General features: G+C 45.2%; 14 protein-coding genes and 1 tRNA gene. 3 read left to right on the top strand and 12 right to left on the bottom strand.

Going from position 1 to position 19491, the window contains the following annotated elements; translation table 11 throughout:
• Positions 1-103 precede the first annotated feature (103 nt).
• The 10 genes from CEG13_RS08005 to CEG13_RS07960 all read right to left on the bottom strand — a co-directional run bounded on the left by CEG13_RS08005 (position 104) and on the right by CEG13_RS07960 (position 14073).
• On the bottom strand, positions 104-1531 hold the full coding sequence (locus CEG13_RS08005; RefSeq protein WP_100011351.1) for an aldehyde dehydrogenase family protein: 1428 nt from the start codon (positions 1529-1531) through the stop codon (positions 104-106).
• A 310-nt stretch (positions 1532-1841) separates the two neighbouring features.
• The gene (locus CEG13_RS08000; protein ID WP_100011350.1) at positions 1842-3032 is read right to left on the bottom strand and encodes a NupC/NupG family nucleoside CNT transporter; all 1191 of its coding nucleotides are present in this window, start codon (positions 3030-3032) and stop codon (positions 1842-1844) included.
• 157 nt (positions 3033-3189) lie between these two features.
• Positions 3190-4482, bottom strand: coding sequence for an NCS2 family permease (locus CEG13_RS07995; protein ID WP_275661799.1), 1293 nt, complete (start codon positions 4480-4482; stop codon positions 3190-3192).
• A 170-nt stretch (positions 4483-4652) separates the two neighbouring features.
• Complete coding sequence (odhB, locus tag CEG13_RS07990) at positions 4653-5957, bottom strand: 2-oxoglutarate dehydrogenase complex dihydrolipoyllysine-residue succinyltransferase (RefSeq protein ID WP_100011349.1); 1305 nt, start codon at positions 5955-5957, stop codon at positions 4653-4655.
• Positions 5944-8805: a 2-oxoglutarate dehydrogenase E1 component gene (locus tag CEG13_RS07985; protein ID WP_100011348.1), complete on the bottom strand. Its 2862-nt coding sequence runs from the start codon at positions 8803-8805 to the stop codon at positions 5944-5946. The genes odhB and CEG13_RS07985 overlap by 14 nt, the downstream gene beginning before the upstream one ends.
• Before the next feature lie 436 nt (positions 8806-9241).
• Entirely contained in the window at positions 9242-9715 is a 474-nt protein-coding gene (locus CEG13_RS07980) for a tRNA (cytidine(34)-2'-O)-methyltransferase (RefSeq protein ID WP_100011347.1), read from the bottom strand.
• Positions 9716-9766: 51 nt separating this feature from the next.
• A complete protein-coding gene (locus CEG13_RS07975) occupies positions 9767-10606 on the bottom strand; it encodes an amidase domain-containing protein (protein WP_100011346.1) in 840 nt (279 codons plus the stop codon).
• A 381-nt stretch (positions 10607-10987) separates the two neighbouring features.
• Complete coding sequence (queG, locus tag CEG13_RS07970; protein WP_100011345.1) at positions 10988-12136, bottom strand: tRNA epoxyqueuosine(34) reductase QueG; 1149 nt, start codon at positions 12134-12136, stop codon at positions 10988-10990.
• A gap of 14 nt (positions 12137-12150) precedes the next feature.
• Positions 12151-13854: an ABC-ATPase domain-containing protein gene (locus CEG13_RS07965; protein ID WP_100011344.1), complete on the bottom strand. Its 1704-nt coding sequence runs from the start codon at positions 13852-13854 to the stop codon at positions 12151-12153.
• A gap of 145 nt (positions 13855-13999) precedes the next feature.
• Positions 14000-14073: transfer RNA gene (locus CEG13_RS07960), tRNA-Gly, on the bottom strand.
• Positions 14074-14299: 226 nt separating this feature from the next.
• Between CEG13_RS07960 and dat the strand changes: the two genes are divergently transcribed.
• Positions 14300-15163: a D-amino-acid transaminase gene (gene dat / locus CEG13_RS07955; RefSeq protein WP_100011343.1), complete on the top strand. Its 864-nt coding sequence runs from the start codon at positions 14300-14302 to the stop codon at positions 15161-15163.
• A gap of 628 nt (positions 15164-15791) precedes the next feature.
• On the opposite strand, the gene CEG13_RS07950 is transcribed toward dat, so the two are convergent.
• On the bottom strand, positions 15792-16007 hold the full coding sequence (locus tag CEG13_RS07950; RefSeq protein WP_100011342.1) for a hypothetical protein: 216 nt from the start codon (positions 16005-16007) through the stop codon (positions 15792-15794).
• 198 nt (positions 16008-16205) lie between these two features.
• Positions 16206-16523 (bottom strand): hypothetical protein, encoded by a 318-nt coding sequence (locus CEG13_RS07945; RefSeq protein WP_100011341.1) that lies wholly within the window; start codon positions 16521-16523, stop codon positions 16206-16208.
• 313 nt (positions 16524-16836) lie between these two features.
• Here CEG13_RS07945 and CEG13_RS07940 point away from each other — a divergent pair, with 313 nt between their 5' ends.
• Both CEG13_RS07940 and CEG13_RS07935 read left to right on the top strand, forming a co-directional pair.
• Entirely contained in the window at positions 16837-17349 is a 513-nt protein-coding gene (locus CEG13_RS07940) for a DNA topology modulation protein (protein ID WP_100011340.1), read from the top strand.
• Between the two features lie 84 nt (positions 17350-17433).
• Positions 17434-19437, top strand: a complete 2004-nt coding sequence (locus CEG13_RS07935) for a S9 family peptidase (RefSeq protein WP_100011339.1) — start codon at positions 17434-17436, stop codon at positions 19435-19437.
• Positions 19438-19491 lie beyond the last annotated feature (54 nt).

Genomic DNA, 19491 nt, shown 5'->3' with positions numbered 1-19491 from the left:
AGCCACCCGCGGAAAGCGAGGGGTATTTCCGGAGCGGTGGATTAGTTCGCAGTTTATAGATATTGGGTAAAAACAACATTTTTCAGAAAACAGCCTTCTATTATTACTGATTCAGGTTTAAGACAACAAGCCGTTCTTTGGTCATTTCCTCGATCGAATATTTCGGTCCTTCTTTGCCCCAGCCGCTGTCTTTCACACCGCCATACGGCATGAGGTCCACTCGGTATTGCGAGGAATCATTAACGATTAGACCGCCAACCTGAACATTTCTCGCTGCAAAAAAGGCCGTGTCCAGGTTCTGGGTGAAAATTCCTCCCTGCAAGCCATAAGGCGATTCATTTAATTCTGCGATGCAGGTATCCAGGTCCTCATATGCGATAATGCTGACAACAGGAGCGAAAATTTCTTCACATACCACGGACATATCTTTCGTAGCACCGGTTATAACCGTCGGCTGATAGACGGCTCCTTCACGCGTGCCGCCGGTAAGAATTTTCGCCCCGTTTTCGGCTGCTTTGTTTACCCAATCTTCCGCCCTCTTCGCTTCTTCTTTTGCGATCATTGGGCCAACCGCAGTATTTTCGTCCATAGGGTCACCGACCTGGACTTTTTCTACTTCTTTCACCAATTTTTTTTCAAAAGCATCTTTAACAGAGTGGTGGACATACAGTCGCTGTGGCGTGATGCAGGTCTGACCGGCAAAAGCAAACCCGGCTGTCGCCAAAGTAGTTGCAGCCTTGTCCACATCTGCGTCCTTATCGACAATTACCGGAGAGTTATTGCCGAGTTCTAAAATCAGTTTATTTAGCCCCGTGTTCTGTTTCAGTTTTAGTCCGACTTCTGCACTTCCGGTAAATGTATATGTCGAGATTCGGCCGTCCTCTTGCATTTGTTTGCCAACTACTGAGCCAGAGCCAACGATGACATTTAACAGACCTGCCGGCAGCCCGGCTTTTTCAAATAATGCGGCTAACTTTAATGCTGTCACAGGTGTAGCACTTGCAGGTTTCAGCACTACGGCATTTCCTGCAGCGATTGCCGGACCGATTTTATGGGCAACGAGGTTTAGAGGAAAGTTAAATGGTGTAATTGCTCCAACTACCCCGACCGGAACACGGATGGTAAATGCCATGCGGTTTTCTGATCCAGGGGCAGCTTCCACCGGCACCCCTTGTCCGCTAATCCGTTTTGCCTCTTCCGCAGAAAGTTCCATCGTCTGCACGGCACGATCCACTTCAGTCAGCGCCTGCTGAATCGGCTTCCCTGCTTCCTGCACCATTGTCTTAGCAAATGCATCTCTTTCCTCACGCAGGCCATCTGCTACTTTTTTAAGCACTTCAAAACGGTCATATGGAGATAAACCGCGGGAGCCAAACGCCTCAGCAGCACTTTCTATCGCGTAATCAACATCATTTTCTCCTGCCTTGGAAACTTCCGCAAAAACCTCTCCAGTATATTTATTTAAAACCTCAAGCTTCTCATCTGTCTCTTTCCATGAACCATTTAAAAATAAGTTGAATTTTTCACTCATAACATACGTCTCCTTCCTGTAATCAATCTATCCGCCCGCGGCCTTCGTTAAACCTGTATAATCGTCACTGTTGATGGAAAATGTGATAGGAGTGCTTGTTAATTTCCACTGGGGAAGACTATGACACTTCTTAATGAGGCTGTTTTTAAAATTTTTCTTCCAAGGCCCCTTCCGTTAAGGTCCCAAGAACATGTCATGCAAATATTACTAAGAAGCAACAACCTTGTCTAACTCGATTCGACAAAATTCGGGAAGTGACAGGCACTAAAAAAACCGCCCACCTGGACGGTTTTTACGGTATTTCTTAGATTTACAAAAACAAGCCGGCAACAGTTGCAGAAAGGATCGAAGCCAAAATTGAACAAGCCAGCAGCTTCATACCTTTGGCAGATACAATAGCAGCCTTTGCATTGTCAATTCCCTTTACTGTTCCTGCAATAATTCCTATGGAAGAGAAGTTGGCGAAACTTGTCAGGAACACTGTCACAATACCTACTGTTTTCTCTGACATGGTATCTACCATCGGTTCAAATAGTGACATAGCAAGAAATTCATTCGTAATGATTTTTGTCCCCATAATCGCACCTGCATCGATAACCTCGCTTGGAGCGATCCCCATCAGAAGTCCGATCGGTGCAAGAATATAACCTAAAATCTGCTGTAGGGTGACACCTGCAAAGATAGATTGAATCAGAAAGTTAACCAATTCCAGTGAAGCAATGAAAGCAATCAGCATCGCAGCAACGATCAAGGCGATTTTCCCGCCTTCCAGAGCTCCATTTCCCATGGCCTCGAACAAACTCTTATCATTGTTAACATTGCTTATATCCACTTGATCTTCCTCTTTTGGAACTTTCACCGGCGCAATAATCGATGCCACCATCAGTGCACTAAACATGTTTAAAGGAAGTGCAACAAGGATATATTCAGCAGGAAGCATGAGAATGTACGCCCCTACGATTGATGCAGATACAGAGCTCATTGCAGAAGCGTTAACAATAAACAGCCGATTATCATTCAAAAGATGGAACTGCGAGCGAATGGCGATTAACGCCTCTGACTGTCCGAAAAAGATACTGTTGACCCCGTTGAACGACTCAATTCTCGGCAGACCAGTTATCTTGGAAATCCCTCCACCGATCCATTTAATCAGCACCGGAAGAACTTTTAAATACGTCAGAACTTGAAGAATCGTCGCGAAAAAGATAATTAGCAGTAGAACATTAAAGAAGAAAATGCTGCCACCTTCCTGAATGACAAATCCTCCAAGCACAAAATTGATGCCTTCAGACCCAAACGCTATTAATTGATTAAAAACAGCTGAAATCCAGTTTATGATTGCTTGTCCAATCCCAGTATTGAACATGAACCAAGTGATAACCAGCTGCATAACCAGCATAATGCCGACACCTTTGAAATTAATATTTTTTCTGTCATTGGACATCAAAAACGCTAATCCAATAACAACCGCAATGGCCAAAAGTCCCAGTATAATACTCACCGGTTTTCCCCCTCCATATAAATGTAAATGTTTTCATTCCGAATGCCTCAAGGGTCATTGTATCAAGACGTCAGACCTCGCGCAACTGATTGTTTTTTCTGTTTTCTTCATGTTATTTCGTCAAGTTTCGCACTTCCCCCGACTGAATTGACTAGTACTAATGAACCGGGAAAAAGACCATCTGTAAGAGGAAAAGCACAGCGAATACATACATAATCCAATGCACGTCTTTTCCTTTTCCATTCGCAACTTTTAATAATGGATAGGAAATAAAACCGATTGCAATCCCTGTTGCGATGCTGGATGTAAATGGCATCGTGAGAACGACCGCAAATGCCGGAAATGCTTCATCAAATGCCTTCCAGTTAACTTTCGCCAGCCCCTCTATCATAAAACAGCCCACAATAATCAGTACAGGAGAAGTGATTGCCGGCATATTTGCCACCACCTGAATGATCGGGGTGAAAAAAATCGACAAAGCAAACAAAACAGCAACGACAATTGTTGTCAAACCGGTTCTCCCGCCGGCTGCCACTCCGGTTGTGGATTCAATATACGCTGTTGTAGGGGTGGTGCCAAAAGCCGATCCGACCGTTGAAGCCGTGGCATCCGCGAGCAAAGCCTGTTTGGCGCGCGGCAGATTGCCATTTTTCATAAAACCTGCCTGCTCAGCTACACCGATCATTGTCCCGGTCGTATCAAATATGGTTACGAGCAGAAAAGCAAAAACAATTGTATACAGGCCATTCGAAAATACCCCGGCAATGTCGATGTCCCAAAACACCGGACTTGGCGGTGCGGATATAAGCCCTTCCGAAAACGAGATCTGGCCAGTTATAAATGCGAGGATTCCTGTCGCGACCATTCCGATAAATAAGGCCCCTTTGATCTTCCGTACAAATAAAACGAGCGTCATGAATAGCCCGGCAATCGTTAACAATACCACAGGATTCCCCAAATCCCCAAGACCGACAATATTCGCTTCATTCGGGACGACAATGCCCGCATTCCTTAATCCGACAAAAGCAATAAACAGACCGATCCCTGAAGTAATCCCGTATTTTAGTGAATCAGGAATCGCATAAATCATTGTTTCCCGCAAATTTGTCAAACTTAGTAAAATAAAAATCACACCAGCTAAAAAGACAGCCCCAAATACAGCCTGATAGGAAAGCCCTTCTGTTGCCACCACACTGGCAAAATAAGCATTCATCCCCATCCCCGGTGCAATGGCAATCGGGTAATTCGCAAATATAGCCATATACAGGGTGCCGACAACAGCAGAAATGACGGTAGCCATAAACACCTGATCAAATGGCACACCGGCAGAAGTCAGAATGGCCGGGTTTACAACAATAATATAAACCATCGTCAAGAAGGTCGTTACCCCTGCCACCATTTCCGTTCTTGCCGTTGTATTGTTTTCACTTAATTTGAAGAACCGCTCCACTTTGTTCCTCTCTCCTTTTACGAATAATAAAACCAACAAATAATATATTATTCGTTTTTAGAGGAAATTTCAATAGGGAACACTTAATTCATTAAGAAAATCGCAGTTTTTTACAAACAAAAACCTCGCTGTGACTTATACAGCGAGGTTTCCGTAAAATAATATTCTTCTTAGCCTTCGAGCAATAAATCGTATGGATCTTCCAGCATTTCTTTGATTCGGACAAGGAACTGCACGGCTTCTTTTCCATCAACAATCCGATGATCGTAGGACAGTGCAAGGTACATCATTGGACGGACTTCAATCGAATCATCCGGCATAACCATCGCTCTTTTCTGGATGTTATGCATGCCGAGAATTCCAACCTGCGGCGCGTTCAGGATCGGTGTGGACAGCATTGAACCGAAGATGCCTCCATTAGTGATCGAGAAGGAACCGCCCTGCAAATCCTTCAGCTGCAGTTTGTTGTCTCTGGCCTTTTTGCCCAGTTCGCCGATTTCCTTTTCAACTCCGGCAAAATCAAGACGGTCTGCATCCCGAACAACTGGCACAACCAAACCGTCATCGGTGGAAACAGCAATCCCAATATCATAGAATTTCTTCTCGACAATCTCATTCCCCTGGATTTCTGCGTTCAAGAGCGGGAATTCTTTCAATGCTCCAACAACCGCTTTGGTAAAGAAGGACATAAATCCGAGTTTCACATCATGTTTCTCCAGGAATTTATCTTTCCGTTCACTGCGGAGTTTCATGATCGCACTCATATCTATTTCATTAAATGTAGTCAGCATTGCAGATTCTTGCTGGACATTGACAAGGTTTTTGGCGATCGTCTGACGGCGGCGCGACATTTTCGTACGCTCAACCGGTTTATCAAACTCTGTCTTCTCGGTGTTTTTGCTTTCCTCTTTCTTCGACGGTTTCGATTTTGATTCTTTCTTCTCGCTTCCGCCTTTGGCTGCATCCTCGACATCTTCCGGACGAACACGGCCCATCGGATCACGGGTTTGTACAGAACTTAAATCAATATTCAGCTCGCGTGCTCGTTTTCTGGCAGCTGGAGAGGCAATAACCTCATTTTTACCAGGAGTTTCATCGGTGTCTTCGATTTGTGCTTCTTCTTTGTCTTCAGACTTATCCTCTTCTTGTTTGTCTTCTTTTTTCTCTTCTGCTTTTTCTTCTTTATCGGAGGAGGAGGTTTCCTCAGATTCTTCTTCGCTCGCTTCTCCGCCGGCTTCTCCGTTTTCATCCAATTTGGCAATCACATCGCCAACTTCTACGTCATCGCCTTCTTCTGAGACAATTTCCGTAATTACACCGGCAAAATCGGAATTTACCTCCACATTGACCTTATCGGTTTCCAGTTCAACAACAGGATCCCCTTTTTCAACTTTGTCCCCTTTGGAAACCAGCCACTCGGCAATGGTTCCTTCTGTGATTGATTCTGCTAACTCTGGAATTTTAATTTCTTTCACTGGAATCTCCTCCTTGGGTCGGTTTTATTGCTATTTGCACGATCTGGTTTTGCTCATATTTATGCACATTCGGCACACCAACTGCCGGTGCAGCGCGATCTGGACGCCCGATGTATCTTAGTGTCTGGCCATCTTGCAGCAGATCTCTTAAATAATCATCTACAAAATCCCAGCTGCCCATATTCTTTGGTTCTTCCTGTACCCAGACAATTTCCTCCAGATTCGGCAAATCCTCCAGCTGCTTCTTCAATGTATCTGTTGGAAATGGATAGATTTGTTCCAATCGGAGGATCTCCAGCCAGTCATCGTTCTCTTGTGTGTCTTTCATGGCTTCCTCAATATCTACCATTATCTTGCCACTGCCGATCAGCAAGCGCTTGACTGATTCTTTTTCCGGCTGATGATTCGGCTGTTTGCGCAATGGCTGGAATTTTCCGCTGGTAAATTCCTCAGCACCTGAAGCCACACGCTGATTGCGCAAGAGACTCTTTGGTGTCATTAAAACAAGCGGACGTGCTTCTTCTCTATCACGCATGGCAGCCTGCCGGCGAAGCAGATGGAAAAATTGGGCGGATGATGTTACATTCGCGACAATCCAGTTGTTCTCGGCAGCCATTTGCAGGAATCGCTCCAGCCGTGCACTGGAATGCTCTGGTCCCTGGCCTTCATAGCCGTGCGGCAGCAGCATCACCATATTCGATTTTTCGCCCCATTTTGCCCTGGCCGAAGAAATAAACTGGTCGAAAATCACTTGTGCCGCATTGGCAAAATCACCAAATTGTGCTTCCCAGATAACCAATGTATTCGGCGCCTGCACACTGTAGCCATATTCAAAACCGAGCACTCCGGCTTCGGAGAGCGGGCTGTTGCGGATATCAAATGACGCCTCAACTTGATCCAACCCGTGCATCGGACTGTAAATCTCATTCGTTTGAGCATCATGGAGAACGAGATGACGGTGGGCAAACGTACCCCTTTCCGTATCCTGGCCTGTGAGACGGATAGGAATTCCATCCTTTAGAATGGAGGCATAAGCCAAAGCCTCACCGGTTCCCCAATCAGCTTTATTGCCTTCTTCGAGTGAATTTTCCCGGCGTTTGAGGATTTTACTCAGCTTTTTATGGGTCTGAAACCCTTCCGGACGATTCATCATTCCTTTATTCAATGCCTGCAGTTCATCAAGTTCTACGGCAGTATCAAACTGATCAAGGCCGTTTAACAATGCTTCCGGCATGGATTCCGCCTCGGCTTGAGCCGCCTCATTTTCATCCATGCCATCATAAATTCCGCGCAGTTTTTCTTCTACATCATCCTTCATTTTTTTAAAGGTATCTTTATCCAAAATTCCTTTGCTTGCCAGACTTTCCGCGAAAACATGCCCGGCAGTCGAGTGTTCATCAATTTCCTGGTAAAGTCTTGGCTGGGTTGTCCGCGGTTCATCCATCTCATTATGGCCGTAACGGCGGTATCCAACCAGATCGATCAGAAAATCTTTGTGGAATTTTTTGCGGTATTCATAAGCCATACGAATAGCAGAAATGCAGGCGATCGGATCATCTGCATTTACATGGACGATCGGGATTTCAAACCCTTTTGCCAAATCACTGGCATAACGGGTGGAACGGCCATCCTGCTGATTCGTCGTGTAACCGAGCAGGTTATTGGCAATAATATGCACGGTGCCTCCAGTCGTATAGCCCGGCAGCCCGCTCATATTCAGGGTTTCTGCCACTACACCTTCGCCGATAAACGCAGCGTCCCCGTGAATCAGTACACCGAACGCTTTATTTTCGTCACGTTTAGGATAGCCTTTGCTGTAGCGGTCATCCTGTGCGGCACGGACAAACCCTTCGACAACCGGGTTGACAAATTCCAGGTGAGAAGGATTGTGGGCAAGCGTAATCCGTGTTGCTGCTTCCTCCGCCTCTATTTCGGTGGTAGCTCCGTAGTGGTATTTGACATCTCCGGTCCAGCCGTAATTAATCCCCATCGATCCCTCAGATGGTACTAATTCCTTATCAGGTGAATGGTGAAATTCGGAGAAAATTTTATCAAACGGTTTGCCCAGTACATGGGCCAGCACGGACAGGCGGCCGCGGTGAGCCATTCCCATCATAATGTTTTCGACCTTGTCAGCAGTAGCGTAGTTTAAAATTTCATCCAGCATCGGCACCATTGATTCCAAGCCTTCGATGGAAAAACGCTTTTGCCCGACAAATGTCTTTTGCAGAAATTCTTCAAACCCTTCCACATCAGCGAGACGCTTAAGCAGGTTCTTTTTTTCTTCGTCGGAAAGGTTACGGCGCGCTTCGCCTGCTTCAATCAGCTGTCTTAGCCACGTTAACTCTTCCTCATTATTCACATGGTCATATTCAAAGGTAATTGTCCCTGAATAGTATTTTTTCAGTTCCTTAACGACATCCAGTCCGTTATCAATGCCTGAAGGGGCTTGTTCCCACAGCCACGCGGCAGGTATGCTCTTAAGATCTTCTTCACTTAATCCGTAATTATCATGATCCACCAGATCGGATTGTCTTTCTTCCTTGGAACCAACGGGATATATATCCGCCTCCAAATGTCCGTAACGTCGAATAGCCTCAACAAGTTTCATTGCTGAGGTTAGTTTTTTCACATCATTTGCTGACGTTTCTGCAGATAATGTCTGCCCCTTAGGTTCACTTTTGTCTGTCCAGGATGGGGCTCCCTGTGTTTCAAATAATTCTTTTATGGATGGATCGACAGCTTCCGGATCTTCTTTATAAAGATCGTACTGCTCATCGATGTAACCCCGGTTTGGTCCATGAAATTGCTCCCAGAATCCTCCGGTAGATTCTTCATTCTGTGCCACGACTGATACCCCCATTGAAGTTGCTTTCTCCGTTGTGTAACGGTTTCCAAATTCATCAATTCTATTATAAAACTGACATATATCCTCATCAACTAATATACCTTATTTTACGCAGGTAAACAATATATGGCCCTTGGTTAAACGTTTAAAACAGGTAATTGTAATTTTCATTCTATTAAGCGGCTGAGTGTTTTACGGTAAAGGGTTTTCTTTCCGTGGTTTATTTTGTATAATGGAGACAGAATAGTAATAATGACTCTTTTTCATTTAAGGAGGATTTCCAAATGGGACTAGCGTTGGTTCTGGGCGTTTGTGTTGTATTTATCACATCATGCTTCACGGCAGGCTATGAGGCAAAACCGGGCACACCGAAAAATAATCAATAAAAAGGAAGCGCCTGGCCATCAGGTGCTCCCTTTTTTTAATTGGCCCAGCATTACGTCAACTCCGGAAATCCTTGCTGCCTCATTACTTCATAGATGAGGATCGCCGCCGTGTTGGAAAGGTTGAGGGAGCGGATTTTGTCATTCATTGGAATCCGCAGACAGCGTTCTTCTTTGCCTTCCAAAAGCTCGGTTGGAATGCCATTTGTCTCTCTGCCGAAAATAAAAAACAGATCCTTTTCCCTGCTGCTGAAATCAAAATCGGTATAGTGCCCTGTGCCGAAATTTTCGATATAAAAATACTCCCCGTCCGGATAGGTTGCATATAGCTCATCAATCGAATGATATTCCCTGATTTTTACATCCTTCCAATAATCCAGCCCAGCCCGCCGCAGCATCCGGTCATCTGTAGAAAAACCGAGTGGATGGATGAGGTGAAGCGTGGTATCTGTCCCAAGACATGTTCTTGCAATATTTCCTGTATTTGCCGGAATTTCCGGCTGGTATAATACGACATGTACACTCAAGTTTTCATTCTCCTTGCTAATTTGCTCATCCACCAGTATACCACTGCTGCCCTAACCAATGCGAAAAAATTTATATTGAATATTCGGGGTCCAGGCGGTCGAGTCCTCATAAGACCAGTAGCGGTGCCGGCTGTTATCGGTATGGGCATTGACGAGCGGCGCGCCATATGCATCCTTCGCCACGACAATCGTATTATGGTCAAAGCGGCCGTCCCCTTCAAAGTCATAACAAATAATATCTCCAAGGATGAGTTCGTCGGCGCGCTGCACCTCTTGCCCCTGCAGCCCGATGGTGGAGCCGCTTAAGTACCATCTAAGCGAATGAGCGACTGCCCAGCTGAAGCTCCAGTTGTCCCCTTGGTACCACCACCCTGTCTCTCTGGCAGGAGCACCTCGCATTGGCGCTCCGCCAGCAAAGAGGCACTGTGATACATAATTAGTACAGTCCACATCAAATTTCCGGTACGCCGGATTATAGCTGTTCCACCAGCGTTCGGCATATTGGACAGCAGCCATGCGGTCATAGGAAAAGCGAGCCTCTCTGGTATCTTGCTTTACTTCTGGAGACAACGTCCGCACTTCTTCCGTTTGAGTGCGTGGAATTTCTTCATGCTCTTCCAGTTTTCCATTTCGAAAATGAAGGCGATAAGGCGTTACCATTTCTTCCAGGTGAAACTGCCCCTCCTGCTTGATTAAAAAGGAAAAATGGAGCAAATAATCATATTCCGACTCTTGATTATGACCCACCTTTTGAAAAATTTCCCCCTTCCCCTGCACGTGTTTGATTTCTCCATCCCTTTTCGCCCATAATGCCTTTTTACGTGCCCACCAGTCATCCTGATGCTGCCGGCTATGAAAAAAATCAAGCCAATGATCTTGCAAGCTTTCCATAAAAATCCCCTCCATTAACAGTGTATGGAGGGGAAGCTTGGATAACGTCTATTGGAAAGCTCTTTTCAGTAAGTTTTGATGTTTTTTATTTTCGCAGTTGATGGAGAATGTGAGGTACCCTACCGCTCCGGAAATACACTCCGCTGGCTGTGGTGCTTTGTTAAATTAAACGACTGCATCCACTCTGCCGCAGAAAACGCTCTCGACCGGAAATTCCCACTCTCGAACGGAAGCCCCCCACTCTCGAACGGAAGTTTTCGTTCTCGACCGGAATTTCTCGCTCTCCGCCGGAAGTTTTTATTATTGTATTTTCACAGCGCCAAGATACATCGCAGTTTATAGTTTTTGCGGTAGAGCATTAGCGAGCAGTTAGTCTCAACATCATTTTTGCACCGCTTGTTTATCCTCAAAATCAAGTCCTTTTTGCATTTCCCCAAGCACACCTTCATCTTGTTCTGTTTCCATTGCAGAGCGAATAGCGAAAAAGGCTTCTTCTGTGCCTATTTTTCCGAGCGACCAGGCAGCGGTTCCGCGAATGACCGGACGCGGGTCATTTTGCATAACAGCAATTACCTCCTCAGTCGCCGTGCTATCTTTATAATGTCCCAGGGCAATTAAAGCATTGCGCTGCAACGGCTTTTTACCGCGCCATGACCCGGAAATATGGCCAAATGTCTCCTTGAATTCACGGTTGGAAATACGCAGCATCGGCTTCAGCTTGGGTTTGGCGATATCATGCTCCGGCTCGAATTCGGGGTGGAGATGAAAGTCAACCTTTTTATTTTTTGGACAGACAATCTGGCACGTATCACAGCCGTACACCCGGTTGCCGATTTTTGTCCGGAATTCATCTGGCAGATAATCCTTCGTTTGGGTTAAAAAGGCAATACAGCGCTGTGCATTTAATTGGCCACCTTCGACAATAGCGCCCGTCGGACATGCATCGATGCATTTCCTGCACTCCCCGCAGCTGTCATCCACCGGCTCATCAGGAATAAACGGGATATTGGTAATCATCTCCCCCAAATAAACAAACGAGCCAAATTCCGGTGTAATAATCGATGTGTTTTTCCCGCTGAAGCCAATACCAGCGCGCTCTGCCACTGCCCGGTCAGACAGTTCACCGGTATCGACCATAACTTTGTTTGATGCGTCCGGTACTTTTTCCTGGATAAAGGCAGCGAGTTTATTCAGCCGGTCGCGCAAAACATCATGATAATCCTGCCCCCAGGAAGCACGGGCAAATAGGCCGCGGCGCTCTTGTTTGGTACTTTTCGGGGCATCTTTCATCCGGGATGGGTAGGCAATGGCAATCGATATAATCGACTGTGCCTCAGGAAGCAGACGCTCCGGTTCCGTGCGTTCTTCCAGTGTCCCTTTTTCAAAACCGGACTGGTACCCGCGTTCCTGCTGCCTCCGCAGGCGTTCCCGCAGTTCACTGAACACATCGGCTGCAGCAAACCCGATTTTATCAATGCCAATTTTTTTGCCGTATTCTCTGATTTCCTGCTGCAGCTGTTCCGTTTGCATCTGTCTCCCCCTTCCTATTTTTGTTTCACTTTTGTTGTGCGCATCCGGTTAAGCACTGCGGCAATTTCATAACGTCTCGGACGGGCAATGTCCCCCGGATGCTGCTCTTTAAAGCTGGTAAAAGATGCCAGCCCTCTTGTATTCATCTGCTGTTCTATCGCGTCAAGCAGTTCGTTTAGTGTTTTATTTCCCAAATTGCCGGATTTATCGAGAAACTGAATGATCTCAGCAATCATTCTTGTCTGGGATGGATCAACAAGCTGTTCGGTATCGTCAAACGAAATATCGGTTTTTCCCATGAGAATCTTGGTTAGTCCCTTAGCCTGAGTCTTGGAACGTTTGCCTTTTTGCGTCTGCAGACTATTTTGCTGAAAATAACGGCTGCTGATCCGGCCGAATTCTTCTGTCGCCAGTGCATCGCGTTCCAGCGGGGATTCCGCCATAATTGCTTTTGCCCGTTCTGTGACATCATATGGCACATACTCATCAAGCATAATCACGGTATCGGTCACAGCAAAATAATCGCCCGAGCCACCCATGACCAGGATGGTAGAGACATCGAGCTGATCACGCATCTGCTTGATCTTATCAATAAATGGAGTGATCGGCTCCTTGTTGCGCTTGACCAGCTGCTGCATGCGGTGGTCGCGAATCATAAAGTTGGTCGCGCTCGTATCCTCATCGATCAGCAAAGTTGTCGCTCCAGTCTCCAATGCTTCCATGACATTTGCTGCCTGCGAGGTGCTCCCGCTGGCGTTTTCCGTCGAGAAAAAACTGGTGTCCTGCTTATGTGGCAAGTTATTGATAAATGGAGAAATATTAACCCCAGTAACCTGCCGGCCGTCTTCTGCACGGATTTTCACGGCATCAAGGTCTGTCAGGACGTATTCGCGGCCGTCCCCATGAACATGGGAATACACGCCCCGCTCGATTGCCTGAAGCATCGTGCTTTTTCCATGATAGCCGCCACCGACAATTAATGTAATTCCTTTTTTCAGTGCCATGCCTTTTATCGGTTCTCCCTGATGGGGGATGCGAATTTCTACTTCGTTTTCAGGCGGGCTTTGAAAATCCACGGCCTTTCGCATCGGCCGGTTGCTGATGCCGCTCTCCCTTGGCAGGATGGCATTATTGGCAATAAAGCTGACCCAGCCCTCTTGCTGCATTTTTTCTCGAATAGCGTCCTGCTGATCGGCCAGTTCCATCGCCTTTTGAATCTGTTCATCCTTGATCGTAAACACGGACTCTTGAATAATCTGCGGAAGTGCTTGGGTAAAAAGTTTCTCTGCCTCCCTGCCATTAATGCGACGTCCATTAGCGGGAAGCCCGACAGAGATGCACAGCGTGATCTCCTTTTCGGTGATCTGTACCGCACTGCGCTCAAGTTTTTCCTGACCAGGCGCATCAAAGAAAATCATCCCGCTTTTTCCGGAGCCTTTAATGGAAAACTGCCCTTTTCTGACCGCGCTTCCCACTACTCTGGCAAACGCGTCCTCCGTTGCTGTTTTCCGGGAGCGGGTTTCCAGCCATTCTTTTTTAATCTGCCGTTGTTTAGCAGGGATGACCACGCGAATCTTGGATGGTGTCGCAAACGGATCTCCCTGTACATAATCTATAAATAAAGAGAAATTGTCATATTGGTATTGTCCCTGGATGCTTTTGTAACCTTTGTAGCTCTTGTTATCAAGGTCTTTCAGTTTTTGCATGAGTCTGTTCATTGTTAATCCCTCAATTTAAGCATTTGTTTCCTTTAGCGTACTATGAAAAAACGGCGGATAGCAAGTGAAGCACCAGTAATCCAGCCAAATAAAAACGCAACGCCCCATAGGCTTTCCTACAGGGCACTGCGTTGTGACATATGTATGGAGCGGGTGATGGGAATCGAACCCACATCATCAGCTTGGAAGGCTGAGGTTTTACCACTAAACTACACCCGCATGTGGTGTTGCACCGAAATATGTAATTCGTTTTGTTAATGTAAATCGAATGTAAAATTATTATAACAAGGAACTGATCTCTTTGCAACTTAAAAACTATTTTTCTCGACATTTTTCGCGAAAATCCCTTTTTAAGAGGAACTTTTTCTGAAATAATAAGTAATAGTACGTTTACTTTCAAAGGGATACGATATAAAATAGGCTTATGTTTGAAGGAGGCGACTGAATGTCTATCTATCCGATCATTATGTCCCAAACCAAATTCATGCAACGCGATTCCTTGAGCTACCCTTATGAAGAGCGCGGGCTGCAATTTGGAGATGGCATATATGAAGTAATTCGCATTTATCAGGGGAATTATTATTTGCTCGAGGAGCATGTGGACCGGCTGTTCCGCTCCCTGGAGGCCATTAAAATAAACCTCGAAACATCCAAAGAAGAAATCACCCGGTTGCTCAATCAGCTGCTGGAACGCAATGACATGAAGAAAGACGGAAAAGTGTATCTGCAGGTGTCCCGCGGTTCGGCACCAAGGGATCATGTTTTCCCGGAAGATGTCCCGCCGAATCTCTTCGCTTATGTGAAGGAACTGCCTCGCAACCTGGAGACCATCCAAAACGGAGTCAGCACGATCACGCAACGGGACGTCCGCTGGGAAAACTGCTATATCAAAAGCCTGAACCTCCTGCCCAATGTGCTTGCCAAGCAGGAAGCAAAAGAACAGGGCTGCTATGAGGCGATTTTGCATAGGGATGGGCTTGTAACAGAATGTAGTTCATCAAATGTCTATCTGGTTAAAGACGGGAAGATTTATACCCATACTGCGAACAACCGGATTTTGCACGGCTGTGTCCGCATGCGTGTCGAAAAATTTGCCGTTGACATGAAGATTCCTTTTCTGGAAGAAGGGTTTTCCGTAGAGGACATTAGCATGGCAGATGAATTGTTTTTATCAAGCAGCACGTCGGAAATAACGCCGATCATCCAGTCGGACAATCAGCAAATAGGGAATGGAAAACCAGGCCCCATCACCCGGCAGCTGCAGGAAGCATATGAAAAGGATGCGCTTATTAGGAAATTGGAAGTTTAGTGGAAAAGCCTTTTGTTCTGAACGTTCGGTAATGAAATGGAAATAACAAAGTAACTGGAAACAAAAACGCAGAGGTTTTGGTGCCTCTGCGTTTTTTGCTTTTTAAAATTATGTATTCATTAAACGCCCCCGTTAGTTTAAGGGAAACTCTTAACAAAAATAAATTTTAACTTGTTTAGATAAGTCTACTACAAATGAAAAAGTGTAAACCTCTTTAAGATTTACGCTTTTTCTGTGGGAGTTACTTATCTCTACGGGACCATTTAACTACAAGAATAAATAGAGGAGAATTACCTCTAGTCATCATCTTCGCCAAAACCGTATTTAATATTCTCATGTCCACAGTGCGGGCATGTGACGTATGCATGAGAATTATCTCCGTCTTCCCAAGGAAGAGTTAAATCGCCGCCAGACAACGATTGTTGACAATTTTCACATGTATCCATTATTTCACTCCTCACATTTTATTCTTTACTCAGGCAGATGCCTTTGTATAAGCGCTTACCCATGTTTGATGTCCTTCTAACGAATATCCATATTTTGACGCTAACTCCACTTTGTTAATCGAAGGATTCCAACCTTCAGGAAGATTTCGAATATGTGCCCACTTTTATTGAATGGATATAAACTATCGACATTCAATTATTACATCTTTTCCACAGATTTTACACACTTGGTCCGTTTCAAAATCGTTAGCGATTTTGTCAAGGTTGCTAGCACCAATCAGTATCAGTTCATAGTTGTCATAATGGCAGTAGGGGCAATCATAATTGAGGCTAACAAAAGCTCCTGTTTCATCTTTACTATCAACGTTAAAATTTGTTGCAATAGTTTTCTTCGCCATAATTAGTCCTCCAAATTCTTATTTATCTATATGTGGTATACAAATAAATTATTACTTCACCTTTCTTTACTAATGTACAACACCTCGATTTTTGCATAACTTTTTTTTTAAAACATTAATATGTCTAATCTTATTTTACAGTAAAATGCACATTCCTTTTGTGATTTTTTATTGAACAAACCTGCCGCGTTAGTTGATTTAAAACTGTTTCTTTTCACTCACTAAAAGCCAAATATGATAATAAATCAGTGAGGCTGTGATACCGTACAACATATAGGCTCCTAAATCCTGTCCAATCAAGTAAAGTTCATTTTCGGCTATAGCTAAAATCATTATAAGTACAAATGCTGAGATTACTCCTGCTAAACCATACAAAACAAAATTAGTGAAATAACGAGTTACTTTTGCTTTAAAAGATTTTTGGTTAATGACTTTTACAATAAGAGCAGATAATGGGGTACCAGCAAGTAGATAAACGGGCAAGGCGTACAATCCAAAAAGAACATTGGAACCCACAAGCCTTCCAGGGTCTTTTCAGCCATACTTATATAATTCATTCCACCCATTAGGATGCTAAATAAAACAACTGATAGCAGTGCAGATCTTTCTTAACATATTTTATTCCCCTCCACGAGAACATTTAGCAATATGTTTTATTGTGGACTTATTCTCATTCTAACTTCAAGGATACCATTCCAAGCAGCAAACCGCAGTATATTTTTAGCTGAAATTTCTGTCCCTGTAACAGTAAATATATACCGTTTGAAGCTTTTCTGTCAAAATATTATGTTATAATATCATTCTACCATTGTGGCCAGGAGGAGTATATATGAAAAAAGTTGCAATCATCGGAAGTGGCGGGGCTGGCAAATCAACATTGGCACAGCAGCTCGGTGACCTTACCGGCATCCCGGTTTATCATCTGGATGCTATTCATTGGCAGCCGGGCTGGGTTCCGATCGGTCGGGAGGGACTGATCAAAGAAATAGAGAAAATTCTCAGGTGCGACTCCTGGATTATTGACGGCAATTATGGAGCAACCATGGATATCCGGCTCGCCCAAGCAGATACCATCATCTTCTTGCATTATAAAACCATCCGCTGCCTGTACGGCATTACCAAGCGCCGGATCCAATACCGCAACCAGACAAGACCGGATATGGGAAAAGACTGCCCGGAGAAACTCGACTGGAAGTTTTTCAATTGGGTGAGACGATACAACAAAGAGAAAGCCCCTGCCATTTACGAGCGTCTCTACGACCTGGAAGACAAAGAGATTCATATTTTTCATACCCCAAAAGAAACCCGTAATTTTTTGCAGCTCACTGCCCAACAAGAATAAATGAAAATTTCAGCAGTTTAATTGATTCGTGATTCGAAATAGTTTAGAATTTAACCAGACTTAAAAATACAGGAGGGTGATGAAATGAGCAACGAGAAACGCGCTATGACGGCAGAAGATTTTATGAATCTGGAAGTTTTCAGTGATCCGCAAATTACACCGGATGGCCAGAGCTATACATATGTATCCACCACTGTCAATGAGGAAAAAGAATATGAATCCCATCTGTTCCTGCAAAAACTGGATGGAAGTCCGGTCAATCAGTGGACGTACGGGCATGAGAAAAACAGTCATCTCCGTTTTTCCCCGGATGGGAAGCAAGCCGTATTTCAATCATCAAGAAGCGGGTTGCCCCAGCTCTGGATCCTGAATACCGACGGAGGGGAAGCAAAACAGCTTACCACCTTTAAACATGGAGCAAGCAGCCCTCACTGGTCAAAGGATGGGAAATATATTGTTTTCACCGCCTCCCTGGAAGCGGACGATGATGTAAAAAAACAAAAAGAACAGACGAAAGAAGAACGTCAGAAAGAGGCAAAAGAGAAAAAGAAACAGCCACTCATCGTAACAAAGCTGAAATACAAGTCTGATGCAAACGGGTTCCATGATAGCAAGAAATCCCAGCTCGTGCTGTATGATGTGGTAAACGAGACCTTCACGCAGCTCACCTTTGATGATGCCGATCATGCATACCAGGATATTTCTCCGGATGGCAGGACAATCCTGTTTTCTGCAAATTTGAATGATGATGCCGATTATGAGAACGTCAATGACCTTTATACAGTGGATCTGGCGACAAAAGAAACAGCGAAACTGACACAAAGAAGAGGTGTTTACCATAATGCATCTTACTCACCAAGCGGCGATAAAATTGCCTGCTTTGGTCATGAATACGCCTATATGGGAGCAACATTAAATGAATTATACCTTTTCGATGTCGCAGCCAAGGAGCAGACAACCCTAAGCGGGGACTGGGATATCCAGCTTGGTGACGCTATGATTGGTGATATGAGACTTGGTGCATCCAATGCAGGGCCAGTCTGGTCGCAATCTGAGAACGAATTATACTTCATTGCCACCGACCATGGAGCAACCGGGCTTTACCAAGTAACTACAGACGGGGAACGAACAGAACTTTATAATGAAGATAATCATCTATTCGGTTTTTCCTACTACCCAGCCTCTGGTGCATTTATACTTGGCATCAGTACACCGGTCGACCCGGGCAATTTTCACCTGCTCAAACAGGATGGGGCGCTGAAGCAATTAACCAATGCCAACAGCAAATTTCTGGAAGAAGTGGCGATTGCAGAACCGGAAACACTGGCCATCACAGCGGAAGACGGCCAGGAAATCCAGGGATGGCTGCTGCGTCCATACGGATTTGAAGAAGGGAAAAAATATCCGTTTGTCCTTGAGGTACATGGCGGGCCGCATGCGATGTACGGACAGGCTTTTTTCCATGAAATGCAGCTGCTTGCGGCCAAGGGCTATGTTGTTTTGTATACCAATCCACGCGGCAGTCATGGTTACGGGCAGACATTTGTTGATGCTGTCCGCACCGACTACGGTGGCGGAGATTACCGTGATTTAATGCAGGCTGTCGACTATGTGCTGGAGCGTTACAGTTTCATTGATGAGACCCGGCTAGGCGTTACCGGTGGAAGCTATGGCGGGTTTATGACCAACTGGATGGTTGGGCAAACCGACCGCTTTAAAGCCGCCGTCACCCAGCGTTCCATTTCCAATTGGCTGAGCTTTTACGGGGTGAGCGACATCGGCTACTTTTTTACCAAATGGGAGCATGGGTTAAATTTACTGGATGATCCACAGAAATTATGGGAGTTCTCGCCGCTCAAATATGCAGAGAACGTCAACACGCCGCTGTTAATTCTGCACGGTGAACTGGACTACCGCTGTCCGATTGAACAAGGCGAGCAGCTATTTGTCGCACTGAGACATTTACGCAAAGAAGTAGAATTTGTCCGCTTCCCCGGCGCCAGCCATGAACTGAGCCGAAGCGGAGATCCGAAAATGCGAGTGGAACGTCTAAACCATATCTGCCGCTGGTTTGAGGAATACTTATAAACGATAGAGAAAAAGCTGATGCCTGTGAAAGTTACGGCATCAGCTTTTTTATTT

The organism is Lentibacillus sediminis (assembly GCF_002763455.1).
In the GTDB taxonomy this organism is placed as follows: domain Bacteria; phylum Bacillota; class Bacilli; order Bacillales; family Amphibacillaceae; genus Lentibacillus_D; species Lentibacillus_D sediminis_A.
This window is presented reverse-complemented; position numbering and strand designations above follow the sequence as displayed.

Coding starts and splice junctions, on each gene's coding strand:
- CEG13_RS07965 (WP_100011344.1), bottom strand. CDS start 13,854: ATGAACAGACTCATGCAAAAACTGAAAGACCTTGATAACAAGAGCTAC.
- CEG13_RS07940 (WP_100011340.1), top strand. CDS start 16,837: ATGAAAAAAGTTGCAATCATCGGAAGTGGCGGGGCTGGCAAATCAACA.
- CEG13_RS07935 (WP_100011339.1), top strand. CDS start 17,434: ATGAGCAACGAGAAACGCGCTATGACGGCAGAAGATTTTATGAATCTG.
- CEG13_RS07950 (WP_100011342.1), bottom strand. CDS start 16,007: ATGGCGAAGAAAACTATTGCAACAAATTTTAACGTTGATAGTAAAGAT.
- dat (WP_100011343.1), top strand. CDS start 14,300: ATGTCTATCTATCCGATCATTATGTCCCAAACCAAATTCATGCAACGC.
- queG (WP_100011345.1), bottom strand. CDS start 12,136: ATGCAAACGGAACAGCTGCAGCAGGAAATCAGAGAATACGGCAAAAAA.
- CEG13_RS07975 (WP_100011346.1), bottom strand. CDS start 10,606: ATGGAAAGCTTGCAAGATCATTGGCTTGATTTTTTTCATAGCCGGCAG.
- CEG13_RS08005 (WP_100011351.1), bottom strand. CDS start 1,531: ATGAGTGAAAAATTCAACTTATTTTTAAATGGTTCATGGAAAGAGACA.